General features: G+C 60.4%; 22 protein-coding genes. 13 read left to right on the top strand and 9 right to left on the bottom strand.

What is annotated here, in order from left to right; genetic code table 11:
• Positions 1-50: 50 nt before the first annotated feature.
• The gene (locus tag Q672_RS22560; RefSeq protein ID WP_022984706.1) at positions 51-806 is read left to right on the top strand and encodes an NRDE family protein; all 756 of its coding nucleotides are present in this window, start codon (positions 51-53) and stop codon (positions 804-806) included.
• Here Q672_RS22560 and Q672_RS22555 read toward each other — a convergent pair.
• Genes Q672_RS22555 through Q672_RS22540 form a run of 4 tightly spaced genes read right to left on the bottom strand, consistent with a single transcriptional unit; the run spans position 796 to position 2,844 of the window.
• Complete coding sequence (locus Q672_RS22555) at positions 796-1,233, bottom strand: hypothetical protein (RefSeq protein WP_022984705.1); 438 nt, start codon at positions 1,231-1,233, stop codon at positions 796-798. The two genes, Q672_RS22560 and Q672_RS22555, sit on opposite strands and share 11 nt — an antisense overlap.
• Entirely contained in the window at positions 1,226-1,831 is a 606-nt protein-coding gene (locus Q672_RS22550; protein WP_022984704.1) for a DUF6436 domain-containing protein, read from the bottom strand. The genes Q672_RS22555 and Q672_RS22550 overlap by 8 nt, the downstream gene beginning before the upstream one ends.
• Positions 1,831-2,253 carry a PaaI family thioesterase gene (locus Q672_RS22545; RefSeq protein ID WP_022984703.1) on the bottom strand — a complete coding sequence of 141 codons (423 nt, stop codon included), beginning with the start codon at positions 2,251-2,253 and terminating at the stop codon, positions 1,831-1,833. Before Q672_RS22545 ends, Q672_RS22550 begins: the two co-directional genes overlap by 1 nt.
• Positions 2,254-2,844, bottom strand: coding sequence for a TetR/AcrR family transcriptional regulator (locus Q672_RS22540; RefSeq protein WP_031226159.1), 591 nt, complete (start codon positions 2,842-2,844; stop codon positions 2,254-2,256).
• A gap of 75 nt (positions 2,845-2,919) precedes the next feature.
• Between Q672_RS22540 and Q672_RS22535 the strand changes: the two genes are divergently transcribed.
• Together Q672_RS22535 and Q672_RS22530 are read left to right on the top strand one after the other, a co-directional pair.
• On the top strand, positions 2,920-3,423 hold the full coding sequence (locus Q672_RS22535; protein WP_022984701.1) for a hypothetical protein: 504 nt from the start codon (positions 2,920-2,922) through the stop codon (positions 3,421-3,423).
• 13 nt (positions 3,424-3,436) lie between these two features.
• A complete protein-coding gene (locus Q672_RS22530; RefSeq protein ID WP_081703612.1) occupies positions 3,437-4,252 on the top strand; it encodes an enoyl-CoA hydratase-related protein in 816 nt (271 codons plus the stop codon).
• Between the two features lie 20 nt (positions 4,253-4,272).
• Here Q672_RS22530 and Q672_RS22525 read toward each other — a convergent pair whose 3' ends face one another.
• From Q672_RS22525 to Q672_RS22515, 3 genes are read right to left on the bottom strand one after another with little or no spacing between them, the layout of a single operon-like run.
• Complete coding sequence (locus Q672_RS22525; RefSeq protein ID WP_022984699.1) at positions 4,273-5,712, bottom strand: M20/M25/M40 family metallo-hydrolase; 1,440 nt, start codon at positions 5,710-5,712, stop codon at positions 4,273-4,275.
• Between the two features lies 1 nt (position 5,713).
• Positions 5,714-7,990, bottom strand: a complete 2,277-nt coding sequence (gene ptsP / locus Q672_RS22520; protein WP_022984698.1) for a phosphoenolpyruvate--protein phosphotransferase — start codon at positions 7,988-7,990, stop codon at positions 5,714-5,716.
• Complete coding sequence (locus Q672_RS22515; RefSeq protein WP_022984697.1) at positions 7,983-8,561, bottom strand: RNA pyrophosphohydrolase; 579 nt, start codon at positions 8,559-8,561, stop codon at positions 7,983-7,985. Before Q672_RS22515 ends, ptsP begins: the two co-directional genes overlap by 8 nt.
• 203 nt (positions 8,562-8,764) lie before the next feature.
• On the opposite strand from Q672_RS22515, the gene Q672_RS22510 reads away from it, so the two are divergent.
• Both Q672_RS22510 and Q672_RS22505 read left to right on the top strand, forming a co-directional pair.
• On the top strand, positions 8,765-9,418 hold the full coding sequence (locus tag Q672_RS22510; RefSeq protein ID WP_022984696.1) for an HAD family hydrolase: 654 nt from the start codon (positions 8,765-8,767) through the stop codon (positions 9,416-9,418).
• A 68-nt stretch (positions 9,419-9,486) separates the two neighbouring features.
• Entirely contained in the window at positions 9,487-10,395 is a 909-nt protein-coding gene (locus Q672_RS22505) for a hypothetical protein (RefSeq protein ID WP_022984695.1), read from the top strand.
• Positions 10,396-10,486: 91 nt separating this feature from the next.
• Here the strand turns inward: Q672_RS22505 and Q672_RS22500 are convergent, their stop codons facing one another.
• The gene (locus Q672_RS22500) at positions 10,487-11,071 is read right to left on the bottom strand and encodes a hypothetical protein (protein ID WP_022984694.1); all 585 of its coding nucleotides are present in this window, start codon (positions 11,069-11,071) and stop codon (positions 10,487-10,489) included.
• Between the two features lie 216 nt (positions 11,072-11,287).
• On the opposite strand from Q672_RS22500, the gene Q672_RS22495 reads away from it, so the two are divergent.
• From Q672_RS22495 to Q672_RS22460, 8 genes are all read left to right on the top strand, one after another.
• A complete protein-coding gene (locus Q672_RS22495) occupies positions 11,288-13,774 on the top strand; it encodes a heavy metal translocating P-type ATPase (protein ID WP_022984693.1) in 2,487 nt (828 codons plus the stop codon).
• Entirely contained in the window at positions 13,771-14,421 is a 651-nt protein-coding gene (locus Q672_RS22490; protein WP_022984692.1) for a class I SAM-dependent methyltransferase, read from the top strand. Before Q672_RS22495 ends, Q672_RS22490 begins: the two co-directional genes overlap by 4 nt.
• Positions 14,418-14,786 carry a cupredoxin domain-containing protein gene (locus Q672_RS22485; RefSeq protein ID WP_022984691.1) on the top strand — a complete coding sequence of 123 codons (369 nt, stop codon included), beginning with the start codon at positions 14,418-14,420 and terminating at the stop codon, positions 14,784-14,786. Before Q672_RS22490 ends, Q672_RS22485 begins: the two co-directional genes overlap by 4 nt.
• A gap of 39 nt (positions 14,787-14,825) precedes the next feature.
• Positions 14,826-15,332 carry a DUF411 domain-containing protein gene (locus Q672_RS22480; protein WP_022984690.1) on the top strand — a complete coding sequence of 169 codons (507 nt, stop codon included), beginning with the start codon at positions 14,826-14,828 and terminating at the stop codon, positions 15,330-15,332.
• A gap of 190 nt (positions 15,333-15,522) precedes the next feature.
• Complete coding sequence (locus Q672_RS22475) at positions 15,523-16,176, top strand: LysE family translocator (RefSeq protein ID WP_022984689.1); 654 nt, start codon at positions 15,523-15,525, stop codon at positions 16,174-16,176.
• A gap of 14 nt (positions 16,177-16,190) precedes the next feature.
• Complete coding sequence (locus Q672_RS22470; RefSeq protein WP_152521816.1) at positions 16,191-16,637, top strand: hypothetical protein; 447 nt, start codon at positions 16,191-16,193, stop codon at positions 16,635-16,637.
• Positions 16,638-16,670: 33 nt separating this feature from the next.
• Positions 16,671-18,578, top strand: a complete 1,908-nt coding sequence (locus Q672_RS22465) for a copper resistance system multicopper oxidase (RefSeq protein ID WP_022984687.1) — start codon at positions 16,671-16,673, stop codon at positions 18,576-18,578.
• Positions 18,578-19,312, top strand: coding sequence for a copper resistance protein B (locus Q672_RS22460; protein ID WP_022984686.1), 735 nt, complete (start codon positions 18,578-18,580; stop codon positions 19,310-19,312). Before Q672_RS22465 ends, Q672_RS22460 begins: the two co-directional genes overlap by 1 nt.
• 162 nt (positions 19,313-19,474) lie before the next feature.
• On the opposite strand, the gene can is transcribed toward Q672_RS22460, so the two are convergent.
• Entirely contained in the window at positions 19,475-20,122 is a 648-nt protein-coding gene (gene can / locus Q672_RS22455; RefSeq protein ID WP_022984685.1) for a carbonate dehydratase, read from the bottom strand.
• Positions 20,123-20,139: the final 17 nt, after the last annotated feature.

Raw genomic sequence — 20,139 nt, 5'->3', positions numbered from 1 at the left:
TGATTTTCGAGACAGGTATGCTAGCAGGCCCGAAACCGGAAGGCCCGACTATGTGTATCGTGCTATTTGACTGGCAGCCCGACAGCCCGACCCCGCTCAGGGTGGCCGCCAACCGCGATGAATTCCATGCCCGCCCTGCGCAGGCGGCACGCTGGCGAGGGGATATTTTTTGCGGGCTGGACCTGACTGCCGGGGGGACCTGGCTGGGCATCCATCGCAACGGTCGTTTTGCCGTAGTCACCAACTATCGCGAGCCCATCACCGACCGGCAACCCGGCGAACGCTCACGGGGTCTGCTGCCCACCGCCTTTCTGGAATCCCGGCAAACACCAGAGAATTTTGCCCACGCGCTGGCGTCAGAACAGGCCCATTACGGCGCCTTCAATCTGTTAGTGGGTACACCGGACAGCCTTTGGTATCTGGGTAACCGCGGCGCGCCCCCCCAACCTGTGGCACCCGGCCTGCATGGCCTCAGCAACGGCCTGATGGACGACCCCTGGCCCAAGGTGCTACGAGGCAAACAACGGCTAGCAGACGCCATTGCCTCTGGCGGCACGCTGGAGCAACTGCTGGGGGTGGTTAACGATCGATATCAACCGGACGATACGGTGCTACCGGACACCGGCGTGGGCAGGGAACTGGAGCGCCTGGTCGCCCCGGTCTTTATCCAGTCTCCCGCCTACGGCACCCGCGCCAGCAGCGCCGTGGAGCTCAGCCGTCAGGGCGAACCGGCCATGCTGGAGCAGGTCTGGCAGCCAGACGGTCAACCGGCCACAGCGGTGAACACCTCCTCCGCTAGCGACTGATCACCAGCCATACCCCGCAGGCAAAGGCGAACAGGCCTGCGGGAATCGCCACCACCGAAATCCGGTCGATCACATTCGAATAATGGATCACGCGCGGCAGGTCACCACGATCAGCTGCCAGCTTGCGGCACATAACCGGCCACAGGCACAACAGATTGCCACTCACCGCGACCAAGCCTGCCAACACCTTGAGCAGATACACACCGGACAGCTGTTCCACCTCCAGCAGCAGCAACCCGGTTACCAGCACCAACAGGAAGGCCGGCATCTCCAGGCACAGGTCGATGCGCTCATGCAATCGCGCGACCAGATAGCCATGCTCACGGCTTAGCGCCCGGCGTCGCTCCAGCAAAAACTCCACGCCGACGACTCCCAGCCAGAATGCCACCCCGAACAGATGCAGCTTGAGAACGATTGCGCTATTCATGGTTTCTTTTCTCTCCTGAAGGAACAGAACCGGACGGGAGCCGCTCCGGGGCCAGCCGGCAGTAGCAGCCTTCTGACAACCAGTTATACACTCTGCCCGAGGCCTGCCCCTGATAGGCCGCGAGCGGCGGTGAAAAGTCCGCTTCCTGTGAACACAAATTTCCTGTGACCAACGGCCCCACATAGATCAACTCTCCCGCCCTTACTACCAAGGCGGTCGGCAGCGCCGGCATAAACCGGATCAGAGAGGAAAGTTGATATGTTTCCTGCTCCGCCATCACAGGACCGTAAGCGTCAAAAACTCTGACAGGCACCGTCTCCGCCAGCGCCTGATGCAGTTTCGCCAACACTGGCTTGGCGCAAGGGCACTGGCTATCCGTCATCACATACACTGCATCGCCCTGCGCCTGCACCGTCACCAGCCAGCGTTTCGCGGCATGCTCGAAAGCCTCATCAAAATAATCACTGCGGGTCTCCCCCCATGGCACATACCAGGTATCCAGAGAGTAGTACCACTTGTAGAGCAGCATCGGCACCAGAGGCACCACCACAATGCTGATCAACAACAGTCGATCGTAATGGCGGGAGAACCAGGGCATCAGCGCGGATACAGAATCATCTGCGTACACCGAAACAGGGCAATGGTCTTGCCGCTCTCACGATGACGCACTTGCGCATCCCAAATCTGGGTAGTACGCCCGCGGTGTACCGGCGTCGCTCTGCACTCCACCTCACCCTCCCGGGCGGTACCCAGAAAATTGGATTTCAATTCGAGGGTTGTAAAGCCGGTCGCGCCTTCCGGCAAACTTGCCATCGTGCCATAACCGCAGCACGAGTCCGCCAGGGCAATCACCGAGGCGGCATGCAGAAAACCATTGGGCGCCATCAACGCCGGAGTCACAGGCATTACCGCATCCACACCGCTCTCGCCAATGGCGTGAACCGTCATTCCCACCAGCCCCGGCAAGCCGCTCTCGCCGGCCTGGTTAAACCGTGCGGCATTCTCTTCAGGCGTCATCATTCAATCCTTCCTTATCGCGTTCTTGATCAACATTTCCAGCTGCCGTGACACCTGATCCAGAGGCTTGACGCTACGCTGGGCTCGACACAGGGCGATCGTGCCTTCCACCGACGCCACCACCAACGTGGCAATCTGCTCGGCCTGCGGCTTACTGACACCCTCTTCCCGCAACGCCGCCGCCATCAGATGCATCCAGTCATTAAACACGGCGTTCGCCACCAGCAAGGCGGCCATTTCGTCCTCACCCGCCGGTTCCTCAACCGCCACAGACAGGACAGGGCACCCCGCACGAAATTCGGAACGCACCACCTCTTCCCGCCAAATCGCCAGAAAGCCACGCAGCCCACTGACCGGACCCGCCTTAAGGGAATGAGCCAACCCCGCCGACACCTTGTCGCCAATAAACTGTATGGCCTCGGTTATCACCTGCTGTTTGCCGCCCGGAAAATAATGGTACGTGGACCCCAGCGGTGCCCGGGAGTGTTTGGCCAACTCCCGGATACTGGTGCCATTCATGCCTTTTCGACTCAACAGATCCGCCGCTCCTGCCACCAACCTTGCTCTTGCCACTTTCTTGTCTGACTGGCTCATTTCACACCCTTGCTATAACGACTGTCATAGTCTAGCATCCCCTCAAGATTTATAACAACCGTTATAGGAACTCACATGGAAGCCACACAACGTCACTACACCGTGTTCAAAATGCTGCTCTGGCTGACACTGGCAGGCTGCACCCTTCACTTCTTCGACAATGTCATTTTCTTCGATCAGTACCCGGAACCAGCCTGGCTTAATGCCCCGATTGTTGCCGCCCTCTGGTTTCCGCTGGCGCTGGCGGCACGGCGGGCGCACACCACGCTATCGGGCAGCCAGCCTGATCGGGTCTACACACTGATTCAGGGATTTGTGGTGGGTAACTGGCTGTCTTTTGGCCATTACCTCTTTGCCAACCCCGTGGATGTTCTTCCGCGCATCAACGCCATCATTGCCATCCAGACCGTGCTGGCTTCCGCCTTGTTCGTGTACTCCCTATGGATGCAAGTGCGCTTCCATCCCGACTCCCTGCCCTATTTCCGCAGAATCTGGATCAAGCTGGTGGCGTTCTACGGCATCACCATTTTCGCGCTGGAGTGGGCATGGCCCTCGGACTTTCAAACCTGGTGGCTGTAAGAGGACGTAGAACATGCGCACTGCAATAGCAAACGACGCGAGCCCCTGCGTAGAGGTCAAACAGACCGGGCCTGTCACCGTAATTGTCATGAAACAACCGGAACGTCTTAATGCCTTGTCACCACAGCTGCTGATCGATCTGCATCAGTCACTGTCCATGGCCGCGCAGGATCCGCATTGTCGCTGCCTGATATTGACCGGTAGCGGCAGGGGATTCTGTGCTGGCGCAGACCTGTCCCACTTCAATGGCTCAGACAATCAGGAGCAGGCCACCGACCTTGCTGCCACCCTGCATGAGACCTATCACCCCATCATCCGCCTGATGCGCGGCATGGAAAAACCGGTCATTACTGCCGTCAATGGCGTTGCCGCCGGCGCCGGTTGCAGCATTGCTCTGGCTGGCGACATCGTTCTGGCAGGCCGTTCGGCCAGCTTCATACAGGCCTTTATCAAACTGGGTCTGATCCCCGATGCCGGCAGCACCTGGTTTGTACCACGCGCCATTGGCCGCGCTCGTGCCTTGCAATGGATGATGAGTGGCGAGCCACTGGATGCTCAGACGGCGAAGCAATGGGGGCTGATTAATGCGGTTCATGACGATGACCAGCTAATGGGGGCCGCCATGTCCCTGGGCTGTCAGATGGCTGCACAAGCCACCCGGGCGCTCGCAGGAATCAAGGCGCTGATCGACCACAGCAGTGAACAGGATCTGGACGAGCAACTGGGTAGTGAAGCCAGGCTTCAAGGCATGCTGGGCTATGGGCAGGATGGCCGGGAAGGGATCAGCGCCTTTCTTCACAAACGCCCGGCGGTCTTCAGCGGAGACTGACCGGATCGCACGACGCGGTATTACTGCGCAGAACCAGAGGAGAGCAGCCCCAGATAAAAGCGGACCATATCCGGATACTGGTCACGGGCCAGGCGCTCGTTGGGACCGTGGAAACGCGCGATATCCTGTTGCTGCAGCGACACGGGCAGAAAACGCAGCACGTTTTCCGAAAGCGCCTGGTAATGCCTGGCATCACTGCCCGCGATCATAAGGAACGGGGCCGGCAGTGGGTCGCCGGGCAGGGCCTGCGCCAGGGATGCCACCCGCTCAAAGGCGTCACTGTTCGCTGGGGAGATGCGGGATGGCTCGGCGAAGAACCCCTCCTTGATGGAAACGGACACCCCTTCGGGCAAGTGACGCTCCACCCAATTGAGCAAGCTTTCCTGAGTTTCACCCGGAGCCAGCCGGAAGTTGATTACCGCACTGGCCGTGGCTGGCAGCACATTGTCCTTCACTCCGCCACTGAGCATGGTGGGCGCCATGGTGGTGCGAATCAGCGCATGGGTTTCCGGATTCCCGGCCAGCTGGCGCACCACCAGTGGTTCAAACAACCACAGGTTGGCAAAGACCAGGCGGCGGGCAAACGCCTGTTCAGGAGCGACGGTTTCCAGCATGTAGCGGGTCGGCAGGCTCAAGCCCGCAGGGCGGGGATTCGCCTGCAGCCGGGCAATGGCAACCGCCAGGTCACCAATGGCCGTCTGCGCGGGCGGGCGCGAGGAATGCCCGGGCTCCCCGTGGGCCTCCAGCGTTACACTGATATAACCCTTCTCGGCGATGCCGATCAGCGCCACCGGCTGCTGGATGCCCAGGGTGGCACCTGGCAACACCATGCCGCCCTCATCCAGCACCAATTCAAACCGCACACCCTGCTCTTGCAGCCAGGCCGCCATTCGCGCCGCGCCCTGGGCACCGCCGGTTTCTTCATCGTGGCCAAATGCCAGCCACACATCACAGGCAGGCTGCCTGCCTTCTGCCAGCATGGCTTCCACCGCTTCCAGAATCGCCATGACGCTGACCTTGTCATCCAGGGTACCGCGCCCCCAGATGAACCGCTCATCCACCACCCCGTCAAAAGGAGGATGTTGCCACTCGGCCATGGCCGACACCGGCACCACATCCTGATGGGCCAGCAGCAACGTTGGCGCACAATCATGCCCACTGTCCCAATGGTAAAGCAGACTGTGACCGAAGGGCCTCAGTGACAGGGTCTCATGCGTGAAGGGAAAGGCCTCTGCCAGAAAGGCATGAAACGCGTCGAAGGCTTCCGGCCGGTCGGCCAGGGTGGGAAACCGGATCGCCTGGGCCAAGCGCTCAACCTGCGCATCGCGGTCTTGTTCAGGCAGAGACGGCAGCACTCTGGAAGAGAGGGCTGGCGCTGGCAGCACAAGCGCCCTGACCACCAGAACCAGCAGCAGTAACGCCAGCAGCGTCAGGACAGCCAGCAGCCCACGCTTGAACATGTCAGTTGATGGCCTTGCGGTTTCGCAGCAAGTCACCGAGGCCGGCCTTGTCCAGCTGCAAGTCCACGTAGGCGGAGATCACTTCACCGTTATCCATGGCCAGCACTTCACTGAGCAGTTTGCGCACGAAGGAAATCTTCACCCGGCGAATCGCGGCTTTCACTTTAAGCAGGTTGGAGGCGTTCATGGACAACGCATCCACCCCCATGGCCATCAGCAACAACGCCGAGGCAGGTTCGCCAGCCATTTCCCCACACACCGAGACGGTTTTGCCCTCTTCTTTCGCCTGCTCGATCACATGCAGGATCGCGTGCAGCACAGCGGGGTGATAGGAATTATAGAGCGAGGCCACCTGCCGGTTATTGCGGTCCACGGCCAACAGGTACTGGGTGAGATCATTGGTGCCGATCGAAAGAAAATCGACCCGCTGGGCCAGCGCGCGGGCCTGGTAAACAGAGGCAGGCACCTCGATCATGACCCCCACTTCCGGCATGGGGATGTCCAGCCCTTCATCGCGGACTTCCAGCCAGGCACGGTGGATAAAGTGCTGGGCGTCTTCCGCCTCGATCACGCTGGTGACCATGGGCAGCATGATGCGCAGATTATCCAGCCCCTCGCTTGCCTTGAGCATGGCGCGTACCTGAACCATGAAAATTTCCGGGTGATCCAGGGTAACCCGCAAGCCCCGCCAACCCAGAAATGGATTCTCTTCCTCAATCGGGAAATAACTCAGCGACTTGTCGCCACCCACATCAAGGGTGCGCATGGTCACCGGGTGAGGCGCAAAAGCCGATAGCTGTTCGCGGTAAATCACCCGCTGCTCTTCTTCAGACGGGAAACGGTCTCTCACCATGAAAGGGATTTCGGTGCGGTACAGGCCAACGCCTTCTGCACCACGCTCAAGGGAACGATTGATATCCGTCATCAACCCGGTGTTCACCTGCAACCGGATACGGAAGCCATCTTCCGTTTCGGCAGGCTCATGACGCAGTTTTTCGAGACCGGCCTGCAGCGTTGCTTCTTCGCGGATAATTTCCTCGAACTGCGCCTTGAGCTCAGGTGACGCGTTGGCCACCACCCGGCCACGGAAACCATCCACGATGATTTCCTTGTCATCCATTTGTTTGAGCGGCAAATTCTGGGCCCCCACCACAGTAGGGATCCCCATGGCACGGGCGACAATGGCCATGTGTGAGTTGCGCGAGCCCCGTGTGGTGACAATCCCGCGAATGCGTTCGCGAGGCACCTCCATCAACATTGGGGCAGAAATATCCTCGCCCAGAAGAATACACTCATCGGGGAATATCACATGCCTGCGCCCTTGCCTTTGCAGCTGGGCCAGCACCCGACGACCCAGATCGCGCACATCAGCGGCCCGTTCGCGCAGGTAGGGATCGTCCATCATTTCAAAATTGCGAACGTGCTGGTCCACCACGTCCCGCAAGGCACCTTGCGCCCATTGCCCTTCCCGGATCTGGGTAATCACCTCAGCCGGCAGCGCATGCCGATCCAGCATCCGCAGGTAGACATCAAACAGTGCCTGTTCTTCCGCACCCAACGATTTTGAGGCGCGCTCGGCCAGATCCCGCACTTCCTGACGGGTGCGCACCAGCGCATCATCCAGGCGCGCGATCTCGCTCCCGACATCGTCGACCTGGCGGTCCGGCACCGACGCCAGATCCGCTTCGGGAAACAACAGGACACCATAGCCGATGGCAGCTCCCGGGCAGCCAGGCAAACCGTCATAGAAACTGGGAAGATCCACTCCACCGGTATCCAGCTGGTCGAACAACACACCGGAGGCATGTGCATGGGCAATCACCGCCGATAACTGGGCCGAGATGGTCACCAGAAATGCTTCCTCACTCTGGTCAAAGCGGCGCACGTCACGCTGCTGCACCACCATGACTCCGAGAACCTTGCCGTGGTGCATCACCGGCACGCCCAGAAACGCATGGAAAGGATCTTCCCCGGTTTCCGCCAGGTAGTGGAATCGGGGGTGCGAGAAAGCATCTTCCAGGTTAACCGGCTCTTCACGCATGCCAACCTGGCCAATCAGTCCTTCCGACAATCCCAGGCTGACATTGCCCACGGCTTCCTGTTTCAAACCTTCAGAAGCCATCAACACGTAACGCTGGTCATCTTCGTCGCGCAGGTATATGGAGCAAACCTCGGTGCCCATGGCATCACGCACGCGCTTCGCCATCAGATCCAGAGCGGCACGAATGTCCGGCGCATTATTCACTTCCTGAACAATACGGCGCAGGGTATCAAGCATCGGAAGCCCCTCCGGGTTTCGCCGTCCGGGGGCGCTGTCGCGCTCCCTTCTTGCCGGACAGCGATCCGACCTCTTTTTTCAGGGCCGGTGCCAGCTCACGCAACGCACGGGCATACACCCCGCGCTTGAAGTGCACGACCTTGCGAATAGGGTACCAGTAGTTGACCCATCGCCAGGCCTTGAACTCCGGGCTGTCACTGGCAAAAAGATCAATCGCCTCTTCGGCTGCTGTGAGACGCAACAGAAACCACTTCTGGCGCTGGCCAATGCAGTGCGGACGGCTGTCGGGACGGTTGAGCGGACGACGCAGAAAACGGCGCGGCAAACGGTAGCTGAGCCAACCTTCGGTGCTGGCAATGATTTCCACGTGCTCCGGGCGCAGGCCAACTTCCTCTTCCAGCTCACGGAACAGAGTCTCTTCCGGGGTTTCACCGGGCATCATGCCACCCTGGGGGAATTGCCAGGCATCGCGATTGCCCATGCGGCGGCCCCAAAAAACCCGGCCGTCCCGGCCGGCAATAATGATCCCGACATTCAACCGGAATCCGTTGTCATCAATAATGCCTGTCATGATCTCTCTGGTGTCAGGCTCGAATCCCCATGCGTTTCATGAGGATTAGTCCGAGTGTCATAGCCCCATTAAACCTTGTCGGGCAACCTGCAATCAATTCGCATTACTGCAACTTTCATACCTTTTGCTCGTGTGAGCACTTTCCCGCCGCTATGACTTGTCATCCGCATCCCCTAGAATGAGCCCTCATCTGAGGAGAGGTCATGACACTCGCGATTTTTGATCTGGACAACACTCTTATTGGCTGTGATTCCGACCACCTGTGGGGCGACTGGCTGGTGGAAAAAGGCATTGTCGACGCCGAGCATTACAAGGAAACCAACGACCAGTTCTATGTGGATTACCAGAACGGTCGTCTGGACATCCTGGCGTACCTGCGCTTCTCCCTGAAAGTGCTGGCAGACAATGACATGGCCCAGCTGCACTTCTGGCGCGAACAGTTCCTGGCTGAAAAACTCGATGAGATGTGGCTGCCCAAGGCGGCGGAACTGGTAGAAAAACATCGCCAACAAGGCCACACCCTGATGATCATTACCGCCACCAACGATTTTGTCACCGCGCCACTTGCCGACCGCTTGGGCATTGATCACCTTATCGCCACCGTGGCCGAGCGGCGCAAGGAACGCTTTACCGGCGACATCGACGGCACCCCCAGCTACCGCGAAGGCAAGGTCAGCCGCTTACAGGCATGGCTGGACGACCACGGCGAAACCCTTGATGGCAGCTACTTCTATAGTGACTCCCACAATGATCTGCCACTGCTTCAACAGGTGGACAACCCGGTAGCCGTGGACCCGGATGCCACCCTGGAGCGGGAAGCACGCGAAAGAGGATGGCCGGTTATCAGCTTGCGTTAGCACGCTTCACGCCGTGAACGACACACCCTTACCAACGACTCACACATACCAGGAATAAAGTGGGAACCATGCGTTATTTGCTGGCCAGCTTGCTGGCTTTGCTCCTGATGGCTTGCGAACAATCCAGCAACACCGACTCCGCACCGCCGGAACAGGACTCCCCCCTGCTCCCGGGCATCCCTGTTGCCGACTGGCAACAAACCAGCAGCGACCAGTTTGAGCAAGCCGCAGCCCAGTGGCAGCACGCTCTGAGCCAGTTTGATCGAAATCCGGAAAACGCCTCACTGAAACAACTGCGGGAGAAACTGACACAGTGGTACAAAACACTGGCCGGACACTACCTTCTGCCCGCCGCGCGGGCCTGCCAGCTGGAGCAACAGCTTATTCTGGACCGCCTGGATAGCTGGCCACTTTACCCCGGCTATATTGACGCCCTGCCCGAGTGGCCCGACTCAGGTCTGATCAGTGACCCGTATCTGGAAATGTCTCGCAAGACACTACGCACCCAGCACGGCGCTACCGACAGCGCCGAGGCCAGCCTGGGCTTTGCCGCATTGTTCGTGGTGCTCAATGGCACGGCTGCTTTGCCCAAGCCCCTGAACGCTTTCATCGGCGAAGAGGACAGCATGGCTCGTCGCCGGCAGTGGCTTGCGCTTGCCAGCGAACAGCTGATCGCGGACTACCGAACATTGATCAGTGACGCCACTCTGACCGCAGCAGATCTTCACTGCGGTCTTGGCACCCTGCTGGGCCGCCAGCAAAAACAGGCACTCCCCCTGGAAGACAATGAATTGGTTATTCCCGAGGGCATTCGGGACGGTCTGGAGAGCCACTTGCTCAGCGGACTTCAGGCGTTGCCGGAGAGCGTCATCGAAGACTGGGAGCGCAGCCAGCCGGGCATTAGAGAGGCCCTGGAACAAAGCCACGACAGCGGCTGGGAAGCCATTATGCAATGGCAGGAAACCACCACCCTGTAGACGCCTTTTGATCTCATCGCCTGCACAATAAGCCTAAAAAAGCCCGCCGGGATTCCCCGGCGGGCTTTTTTAGGCGCTAACAACAACCGGTTTAGAAGTTGTAACGACCGAACACACCAATGGAATCGCGATCGCTGGCCACAACCACTCGGGCACCGAGATCCACAACAGGAGTCACCTTAAAGAGCCCCTCACCATAAACACCCAAATCATCGTCATACAGGTCGATATAGGTCAGACCACCGGACAGCTCGAGCTTTTCGGTGGTGGCATGACGCACACCGCCACGAACCTCAAAACCCACATCATCGTCATCTCCGAAACGATAATCACGGTCATCGTAAATGATGTCCGCGCTGGTCACGAAGTCCAGACCTTGCTGCAACGGGGTGTGAAACCCGACACCTGCGGACAGCTGTTTGCCATCAATATCGTAATCGCCATCGTAGAAACGCAGGGCGCCACGCAGGAAAATATGCTCGTCCAGACCAAAGCTGCCTTCAGCGCTCAGCGCATCCGCATCCCAATCACCGTCGAAATCCCAGCGATCGTAGGCCAGCTGGCCATACGAGTAGGAGAAACCATTGTCACGCACGGAAGAAGTGCGCTGCTCAGCCATCGCAGGGGCGGCAACAGCCAGTGCAATCCCTGACACAAGCAAAGTTTTTTTCAACATAAAAGTCGTCCTCGTTCGCAATTGAATCAACGGCATCCAAAGTTGCCTCAGTGTAGTGTTTCTATTGAGAGCATTTCCCCGGATCAGTTCCGCTATTTCCGGTGTTTTATAAAAATTTTCAATGGCGGTGCGGATTTATAGCACAGGGGTTGACCCCGGGGTTACCCCAAGGTTAGACAATTTGTGACAGAGCCCACTTCATCAGGGAGAAGACCCGTGTCACATCACATTCTTCCCATTGCCGGTGCGACCTGCCAGGGGTGCGCCAACAAGATTCGCCGCGCTCTGCAAACGCTGCCGGGGGTTCGGGGTATTGAGGTGGACCTGGAGACGCAACAGGTACAGGTGCATCAGGACGACGACCGTACCAGCAAAGCGCAGCTGCAGGATGCCATTGCCGGGGCAGGCTATGCCCCTGCAAAGACTCCGGCATGCCATCCGACGTCACAGGCCACCCACCCTCCTGCCGAGACCGGCGACGCTGTCGACATCATTCTCAATATTACCGGGGCGACCTGTGCGTCCTGCGTACGCACCATTGAAAGCGCCCTGCGCAACACCCCCGGTGTCGATCAGGCGGACATGAACTTTGCGGATCGCACTGCCCGCGTCCGCGGCCACGCCCGTCCCGACACCTTGATACAGGCCGTCGAGGCCGCCGGTTATGGCGCCAGCGAAGCCAATGAGGGCGACGATGAGGCTCAAGAGGCCCAGCAACAGACGCACTACCGCCAACTGCTGCGCCACATGTGGCTGGGGCTTGGCCTGGGCGTCCCCCTGATGGCCTGGGGCCTGCTCGGCGGTGACATGATGGTACGCCCGGGCGAGCCCAGTCAGTGGATCTGGCTGGCAATCGGCGTTGCCACTCTTGCGATCCTGGCAACCGCCGGGCGCCACTTTTTCATCGGCGCCTGGAAAGCCTTCCGCAATCACAACGCCAACATGGACACCCTGATTGCCCTGGGCACCGGCGCCGCCTGGTGGTATTCCATGGTCGTGGTGCTGGTGCCAACCGCCCTGCCCGAGGCCGCCCGGCATGTGTACTTCGAGGCCAGTGCCATGATCATCGGCCTGATCAACCTCGGTCAGGCGCTGGAAGTCCGCGCTCGTGGCAAGACCAGCGCGGCCGTGAAACGACTGCTGGATCTGGGCGCCAAGACGGCGCGGGTGATGCGTGACGGCAAGGAAACCGACATCCCGGTGGAGCAGGTACAAACCGGCGATCTGCTGCGCGTGCGCCCCGGGGAAAAAATTGCCGTGGATGGCGAGGTACAGGAAGGCCAAAGCCGTATCGATGAATCCATGCTCACCGGTGAACCCATGCCCGTGGAGAAGACACCAGGGGACCGGGTCAGTGCCGGCACCCTGAATGAAGGCGGCACCCTGCTGTACAAAGCCACTGCCGTGGGGCGCGATACGGCGTTATCGCAAATTGTCGCACTGGTAAAAAAAGCCCAGGGCAGCAAGCCCCCCATTGGCCGGCTGGCCGATCAGGTCTCCGCGGTCTTTGTCCCCACCATCATGATCATTGCGGTAATCTCGGCGCTGGTCTGGTTCAACCTGGGGCCCGACCCGCGCATCACCCACATGCTGATCAGCGCCACCACGGTACTGATCATTGCCTGCCCCTGTGCGCTGGGTCTGGCCACGCCCATGTCGGTGATGGTCGGCGTCGGCAAAGCGGCCGAGCATGGCATCCTGATTCGTCAGGGGGAGGCCCTGCAAACCAGCAGTACCCTGGACACCATCGTCCTCGACAAGACCGGCACCATTACCGAAGGCAAACCCGCGGTCACCGATATCGTCTGTGCTGACGGCCAACAGGAAACGTCTGTGCTACAGCTGGCGGCCAGCCTGGAACGCGGCTCGGAGCATCCGCTCGCCATGGCCATCCTCAACGAGGCCGCACAGCGACAGCTGTCACTGGAAAGCGCCAGCCAGTTTCAGGCACTCAACGGCAAGGGGGTCGCCGCCACGTTGGCAGGCAAGGCGTACCGACTGGGCAATCGTCGCTGGCTGGAAAGTGAGGGGGTCAGCATTACCCTCGACAGCCAGCCCCTGACCGACAAGGGGGCCACCCCGTTGTTTCTGTCCGAAGGCAACACCCTGTTAGGCATTATCGGTGTCGCCGATCGCATCAAGGACGATTCACGGGCGGCCATCGCACGGCTGAAAGACGCAGGGCTGACCGTCATCATGATCACCGGCGATATCGCAGCCAGCGCCAGAGCCATCGCCAAACAGGCCGGTGTCGATGAGGTCATGGCCGAGGTACTGCCGGAAGACAAGGCGAAGAAAGTCCTGGCCCTGCAGCAGGAAGGTCGCACCGTGGCCATGGTCGGCGACGGTATCAATGATGCCCCGGCACTGGCCCAGGCGGATGTGGGGTTTGCCATCGGCACCGGCACCGACGTGGCCATCGAATCCGCCGCCATTACCCTGATGGGCGGTTCCCTGCACGGGGTGGCAGATGCCATGGCGATCTCCACCGCCACCGTACGCAACATCAAACAAAACCTGTTTGGCGCCTTCGTCTACAACAGCCTGGGGGTGCCAGTTGCCGCCGGGGTGCTGTATCCCTTCACCGGCAGTTTACTCAGCCCGGTGATTGCTGGTGCGGCCATGTCACTCAGCTCCGTCACTGTGGTCACCAATGCCAACCGGCTTCGTCTGTTCACCCCTCGCAAGGAACCCAAATCATGACGCCCGAACAACTCGCCGCCCAGTTACGTCAGCCCACAGGCGCCGACGGCGCCACCGTGGCGGGCAACATGAACAGCAGCAATCAACCGATCATCGCCAACACTTACGCCGCGTTGACGCTGCAGGGTGCCGAACGGCTGCTCGAAATCGGCCCCGGCAGTGCCGGGCATTTACCCACGCTGCTTGCACAAGCTCCGGATCTTGATTACACCGGTCTGGACCTGTCCGCTGACATGGTGAAGGCCGCCGATGCCCTGCACGGCTTCAGGCCCGGAGTACGTTTTACCCACGGTGATATTCGCCAGGCGCCCCTGCCGGAAAATCACTACCACGGCATTCTGGCAATCAACGTGGTGTATTTCTGGCAACCTCTCGCGCCAGCCCTGCACGCGATTTACCAACACCTGAAGCCGGGCGGCCAACTCTGCCTTGGCTTGCGGGACCGGCAAAGCATGTCGACCCTGCCCGTGTTCGAGCATGGCTTTCTGACCTACGAAGGACCGGACCTTATGCAGGCACTGGCCAATGCCGGCTTTGAACAACCCGCGATGACCCGCCACCCGGAAGACAGCGTCAGTGTTCTCGGCCAGATCATGCACAAAACCGGGTTGGTGGTCACCGCCCGAAAACCGGAGAGCCAACCATGACCCTGCTGATCAATCTTGCCGGCCTGCTGCTGATCGCCCTGATCATTGGCTGGTTCTGGCTGTCACAACCCGGTGGCCGCAAAACACGCTCGCAGCAGATCGTCAGCGAAACCACGGTGATCGTGGATAACGGCGTCTATGATCCTGCCGTTATCCATGCCCGGGCCGGGCAACCGTTGACCCTGCATTTCCAGCGCAAGGATCCCTCCCCCTGTGCGGAACAGGTGGTCTTTCACGGGCTGGACATGAGTGCCTTTCTGGACACCGGCAAAATCACCACCATCACACTGGATAATCCCGCCGCCGGCGAATACCGTTTCACCTGTCAGATGCAGATGTATCAGGGCAGACTGGTTGTGGACTGACCGCAACACGCAACACGTAAACAATGATGAGGACTTGCCGTGAAAAAAATTCTGGTTGTTTTAACTGCTCTGTTGATGGCTGCGTGCGGCGAACAGGAACCCGTCCAGCCTGAAGCCCGCGAGCCGGCCAAGGCACAGCAACACGCATCCGTCGACGACAAGGTCGGCAGCAAGCGGCTGGAAGTGTATAAATCACCTACCTGCGGTTGCTGTGGTGCCTGGGTGGATCATATGAAAGAGCACGGCTACACCGTGGAAGTGCACGACACCGACAACATGCAGGCCATCAAGGAAAAAGCCGGCATTCTCCCCGGTGGCGGCTCCTGCCACACCGCCTTTATTGATGGCTACGTGATCGAAGGCCATGTCCCCGCCAGCGACGTGGACCGCCTGCTGGCCGAGCGCCCCGAAGGCAAGGGCCTGACCGTTCCTGGTATGCCCGTAGGTTCCCCGGGTATGGAGATGGGCGATCGCGTGGATACCTACGATGTGTTGTTGTTCGATGAAGACGGCATGGCAGTCTTCAGCCACCATCCGGGGAATTAACAGCTAACAGCTGCGAGCGACCAGTCGCGGAAAGGGCTTAAAATATCCCAAGGCCCTGCCCGCGCACCAAACGTTTTTGAGATTTTATTGTTTGGCTCGCAGCTCAAAGCTGATAGCTCGCAGCTGCTCTTCACTTCAACCTGTCACACCAACCCGTTACAGTGCCCGCTTTCACCTAACGAGACTCTGAATGCTGCCGTTACACGACTGGCTGTTGCTCGCCAGCATTTGCGCCCTTGGCGCCATGACGCCAGGCATCAGTCTGGCGGTGATTACCCGACACACCCTGCATGGCGGTGCCCGGGCCGGCGCGATTGCCGGCCTCACCCATGCCCTGGGCGTAGGCATCTGGGCAGCCGCCACCGTGGCGGGCATGGCGGTGCTGTTCAAACGCTACCCGGGACTGGAATTGGCCTTCAGCTTGCTGGGGGCCCTCTTTTTGTTGTGGATGGCCTGGAAAAGTTGGCAGGCCAGCCGCCAAGCGCAGGCACCGGCACACACCTCCCCCCCGCCCAACGTGTTACATGGCGCTGCCTGGGACGGTTTTGCCGTGGCCTTCCTCAATCCCAAAGTGGCACTGTTCTTCCTTGCCCTGTTCAGCCAGTTCCTGTCATCGGAGATGGGCCAGCCCGCCCGAATCCAGATTGCGCTCACCGCCATGATCATCGACGGTGCCTGGTACGTGCTGGTCGCCCTGTTACTGGGTCGCAGCCGCTTTTTACCCTGGTTGCGCGAACACCATCACTGGGTGGAACGGGGCACCGCCGTACTGCTGGTGGTGATTGCCTGCAGCGTCGTCACTCAGACGCTATGGCTGGATCCGCCAGCATTGACCTGGGGGTAGCCCCCCGGTTCATAATGCCTGCTATGATGTTGTTCCTGCGTTGCCACACCCGCACCAGGGCCCTGGTCGCCCTGCTCGTCACCGCCCTGATGCTGGTGACGGGTAATGCTGTGGCAACGGCAGGTAGCATGGCGCCGGGCCCCCATCCGCCCTCCGGCGCGATGATGATGGATCACAGCACCCTGACCCATTGCCACCATCAGGCATCACCCGCCGCTGCCAGCCCCTCGGAGCACAGCCAACACGCCCTGCACCGACCGGCCCCCAAAGACAACCGCCCCCACTGCGAAGACGGCGACACCTGCCAGTGTCTGACGCTGTGTCAGGTCAGCACCGCCTTGCTGCTGCACTTGCCTGCCAGCCAGGAACCTCCCGCCCTGCGTTTTGACTCTGCAACGGCCCCAAAAGAGTTTCCCGGCATCCACCGTCTCCCCCTTCGCCCACCGTCCCGGAAAGTTTGAGCCCGTTTTTCCTCAAACCTTCTGGAGACCAACATGGAAAAGAACCGATTTTCCCTGCCGCGCCGACGCTTCGTGCAGGGACTCGCGCTGGGTACCGCCGGCCTGGGACTGGGCCTTGCCCCCCGGCAACTGCTGGCCCGTCAGGGCCACACCGGCGCCCCTGAACTGCGCGGTGACACCTTTCACCTGACCCTGGGCGGCGCCGATGTGAACCTCACCGGCAAGACCCGACCGGCCACTACCATCAACGGCGGCATCCCCGGGCCGACCCTGCGCTGGCGCGAAGGCGACACCGTCACGCTAAAGATCACCAACCTGCTGCCAGAAACCAGCTCCATTCACTGGCACGGCCTGCTGCTGCCCTATCAGATGGATGGCGTTCCCGGCCTGTCTTTCGATGGCATCAAACCGGGGGAAACGTTCACCTACCAGTTCCCGGTGGTACAAAACGGCACCTATTGGTACCACAGCCACTCCGGCTTTCAGGAACAGACCGGCCTGTATGGTTCCATCATCATTGACCCGAAGACCCCGTATCCCCACACGGTTGACCGCGAGCAGGTAGTGCTGCTGTCTGACTGGAGCGACGAAGACCCGCAACAGCTCTACGCCACGCTCAAGAAACTGAGTCACTACTACAACTTCAACGAACGCACCGTGTTCGACACCCTGCGGGACTTTCGCGACAAAGGGGTGATCCAGACGCTCAAGGACCGGCACATGTGGAATAGCATGCGCATGAGCCAGAGCGACCTGGCCGATGTCACCGGCTATACCTACACCTACCTGATGAACGGCCAGACCCCAAACGGCAACTGGACCTGCCAGTTCAATCCCGGTGAGCGCATCAAGCTGCGGTTTATCAACGCCAGCGCCATGACCTTCTTCGATATCCGCATCCCCGGCCTGGACATGACCGTGGTTGCCATGGACGGCCAGCCGGTTACCCCGGTGCCTTTTCATGAAGTGCGACTGGGCGTGGCAGAAACTCTCGACGTGATCGTCGAGCCCGACGCTCACCAGGCCTACACCCTGTTCGCGCAGAGTATCGACCGTTCCGGGTATGCCCGCGGCACCCTGACCCCGGCCCCGGGCCTGACCGCCAAGGTGCCGGAGATGGATCCGCCGCCCCTGCTCGGACACACCGAAATGGGGATGGGAGCCATGCATGGCGAAAGCGGCCATGGCGGCATGCAGCACGGCATGGCACATGACAGGGGCAAGATGGACGGAATGGATCACAGCGCCATGGGCCATGAGCATCATGGCGCCAAAACATCAACGCCCCCGCCGCCCCCCTTCGCCGTCGACAACAGCAACCCGGACCTGCCCCCACGGGGTAGCGCCATCGAGCATCCTCCCAGCGAATACGGACCCGGCGTGGACATGCGCGCCATGGCCCCCGGCGACATGCTTGCCGACCCGGGCATCGGCCTGCGCGACCGGCCGTGGAAAGTGCTCACCTACGCGGACATGACCACCCTCGGCAGCACCGTCGATAACCCTGTCGACAGTCTTCACGCGGACCGTGAAATCGTGCTGCACCTGACCGGCAACATGAGCCGCTACATGTGGAGCTTCAATGGCATTGCGTTCGCCGACGCCGAGCCCCTGGAGCTGTACCACAACGAACGGGTGCGCATCACGCTGGTGAACGACACCATGATGACCCACCCCATCCACCTGCATGGCCTGTGGAGCGACCTGGAGCTGGGCAACGGCAAGCTGTTGCGCAAACACACCATCACCGTCAAACCCGGCGAAAAGCTCAGTTATCTGGTCCGCGCCGACGCCCTCGGCCGCTGGGCCTACCACTGTCACCTGCTCTACCACATGGAAGCAGGCATGTTCCGGGAAGTACGCGTGGTACCCGCCCCCCACCCAAACGCAGCAGGCGAGCCGCCCGACGATCCCCACGCCCGGCATGGAGGACACCACTGATGAAACGTTTTACCTCGTTAATGATGCTGGTGGGCTTGAGTTCGACCAGCCCCGCCCTGTATGCCATGAGCGAACACCCCCAACGTTTCGGCCGCGTCATGGTTGATCAACTGGAAGCCCGTGACAGCGACGAAGGCCGCGTGATGGGGTGGGAAGTGGGAGCCTGGTACGGCGGCGACATCAACAAGCTGTTCTTTTCCAGCGAAGGCGAACGGCTCATGTCACCGGAACACGACGACGAGCGCCCCGCCACTGAAAGCGCGGAAACCCGACTGGCCTGGAGCCGCGCCTTTGCGCCCTTCTGGGATTGGCAGCTGGGCGTACGCCGGGACTGGCAGCCCGATGATCCCAACCGGGACTGGGCCAGCATTGGTCTGCAGGGCGTCGCACCTTATCAGTTTGAAATGGACGCCAATCTCTTCGTCGGCGAAGACGGCCTGACCGAGCTAAGGGTCGAAGCCGAATACGAGCTGATGCTGACCCAGAAATGGGTGCTGTCACCCAGTCTGGAGGCCAGTGTCTACGGCAAGGAAGATGAGGAGCTACGTGTAGGCAACGGACTCACCCGTCTGGAAGCCGGGCTCAGGCTGCGCTACGAAATCCGCCGCGAGATCGCCCCCTATATCGGCGTTCACTGGGAAAAGCGCTACGGCGACACCGCCGACCTGGCCCGCGCCAGTGGCGAAAAAACCGAACAGGGCATGCTGGTGGCAGGACTGCGCTTCTGGTTTTGAGGGACAGGCGCTCACGCCGCAAAGTGGGAGCGGTCGTCCCACCGCTCCCACAGTGTGGATGGGCTACAGGAGTAACTTGTCCCTGTGGGAGCTTTGCTCACAAACGATAGATTGCCAATCCGTTGGGGTGCAGGGCGGCAGCATTGCCGCCCTGCGGCTTCATCAGCTGGAGCAGCTGCCGTATTCGTCTGCTTCCAGGGTACGCAGCTCCTGGTTGCCCTGAATCTGGATATCCAGATCACGCAGGCAGCCATCGCCAATACCGTAAATCCAGCCATGGATGGTCAGCGGCTGATCACGACGCCAGGCTTCCTGGACAACCGTGGTGTTGGACACATTGATCACCTGGCGGGCGACATTCAGCTCGCACATCTTGTCCAGGCGCGCCTGGTCATCCGGCAGCTCCGCCAGATTCTTGCGATTGCGCAGGTACAGCTCGCGCACCTGGCGCAGCCAGTTGTCGATCAGGCCGTGAGGGGCGTCTTCCATGGAGGCCTTGACGCCACCACAGCCGTAGTGGCCCACCACCATGATGTGCTTCACCTTGAGCACGTCCACGGCAAACTGCAGCACCGACAGCAGGTTCAAGTCAGTATGGTTGACCAGGTTCGCCACGTTACGGTGAACAAACAGCTCACCGGGCATCAGGCCCACGACTTCGTTCGCCGGCACCCGGGAGTCTGCACAGCCGATCCAGAGATACTCCGGGCTCTGCTGCTCGCCCAGCGCCTTGAAAAAGCCAGGGTGCTGCTGCTCAATCTCGTGACGCCACTTTTCGTTGTTGGAAAACAGTTCAGGCAGGGATTTCATGGTCTCTCGCTTATTCC

It is taken from the genome of Alcanivorax sp. P2S70 (assembly GCF_000475295.1).
GTDB lineage: Bacteria > Pseudomonadota > Gammaproteobacteria > Pseudomonadales > Alcanivoracaceae > Alcanivorax > Alcanivorax profundi.
The sequence above is the reverse complement of the archived record's forward strand: the minus strand, read 5'-3'. Positions and strand labels throughout refer to the sequence as shown.

Bases quoted from the DNA above. Each gene is read 5' to 3' on its own strand.
- Q672_RS22560 (WP_022984706.1), top strand. From the start codon at position 51: ATGTGTATCGTGCTATTTGACTGGCAGCCCGACAGCCCGACCCCGCTC.
- Q672_RS22555 (WP_022984705.1), bottom strand. From the start codon at position 1,233: ATGAATAGCGCAATCGTTCTCAAGCTGCATCTGTTCGGGGTGGCATTC.
- Q672_RS22550 (WP_022984704.1), bottom strand. From the start codon at position 1,831: ATGCCCTGGTTCTCCCGCCATTACGATCGACTGTTGTTGATCAGCATT.
- Q672_RS22545 (WP_022984703.1), bottom strand. From the start codon at position 2,253: ATGATGACGCCTGAAGAGAATGCCGCACGGTTTAACCAGGCCGGCGAG.
- Q672_RS22540 (WP_031226159.1), bottom strand. From the start codon at position 2,844: ATGAGCCAGTCAGACAAGAAAGTGGCAAGAGCAAGGTTGGTGGCAGGA.
- Q672_RS22535 (WP_022984701.1), top strand. From the start codon at position 2,920: ATGGAAGCCACACAACGTCACTACACCGTGTTCAAAATGCTGCTCTGG.
- Q672_RS22530 (WP_081703612.1), top strand. From the start codon at position 3,437: ATGCGCACTGCAATAGCAAACGACGCGAGCCCCTGCGTAGAGGTCAAA.
- Q672_RS22525 (WP_022984699.1), bottom strand. From the start codon at position 5,712: ATGTTCAAGCGTGGGCTGCTGGCTGTCCTGACGCTGCTGGCGTTACTG.
- ptsP (WP_022984698.1), bottom strand. From the start codon at position 7,990: ATGCTTGATACCCTGCGCCGTATTGTTCAGGAAGTGAATAATGCGCCG.
- Q672_RS22515 (WP_022984697.1), bottom strand. From the start codon at position 8,561: ATGACAGGCATTATTGATGACAACGGATTCCGGTTGAATGTCGGGATC.
- Q672_RS22510 (WP_022984696.1), top strand. From the start codon at position 8,765: ATGACACTCGCGATTTTTGATCTGGACAACACTCTTATTGGCTGTGAT.
- Q672_RS22505 (WP_022984695.1), top strand. From the start codon at position 9,487: ATGCGTTATTTGCTGGCCAGCTTGCTGGCTTTGCTCCTGATGGCTTGC.
- Q672_RS22500 (WP_022984694.1), bottom strand. From the start codon at position 11,071: ATGTTGAAAAAAACTTTGCTTGTGTCAGGGATTGCACTGGCTGTTGCC.
- Q672_RS22490 (WP_022984692.1), top strand. From the start codon at position 13,771: ATGACGCCCGAACAACTCGCCGCCCAGTTACGTCAGCCCACAGGCGCC.
- Q672_RS22485 (WP_022984691.1), top strand. From the start codon at position 14,418: ATGACCCTGCTGATCAATCTTGCCGGCCTGCTGCTGATCGCCCTGATC.
- Q672_RS22475 (WP_022984689.1), top strand. From the start codon at position 15,523: ATGCTGCCGTTACACGACTGGCTGTTGCTCGCCAGCATTTGCGCCCTT.
- Q672_RS22470 (WP_152521816.1), top strand. From the start codon at position 16,191: ATGCCTGCTATGATGTTGTTCCTGCGTTGCCACACCCGCACCAGGGCC.
- Q672_RS22465 (WP_022984687.1), top strand. From the start codon at position 16,671: ATGGAAAAGAACCGATTTTCCCTGCCGCGCCGACGCTTCGTGCAGGGA.
- Q672_RS22460 (WP_022984686.1), top strand. From the start codon at position 18,578: ATGAAACGTTTTACCTCGTTAATGATGCTGGTGGGCTTGAGTTCGACC.
- can (WP_022984685.1), bottom strand. From the start codon at position 20,122: ATGAAATCCCTGCCTGAACTGTTTTCCAACAACGAAAAGTGGCGTCAC.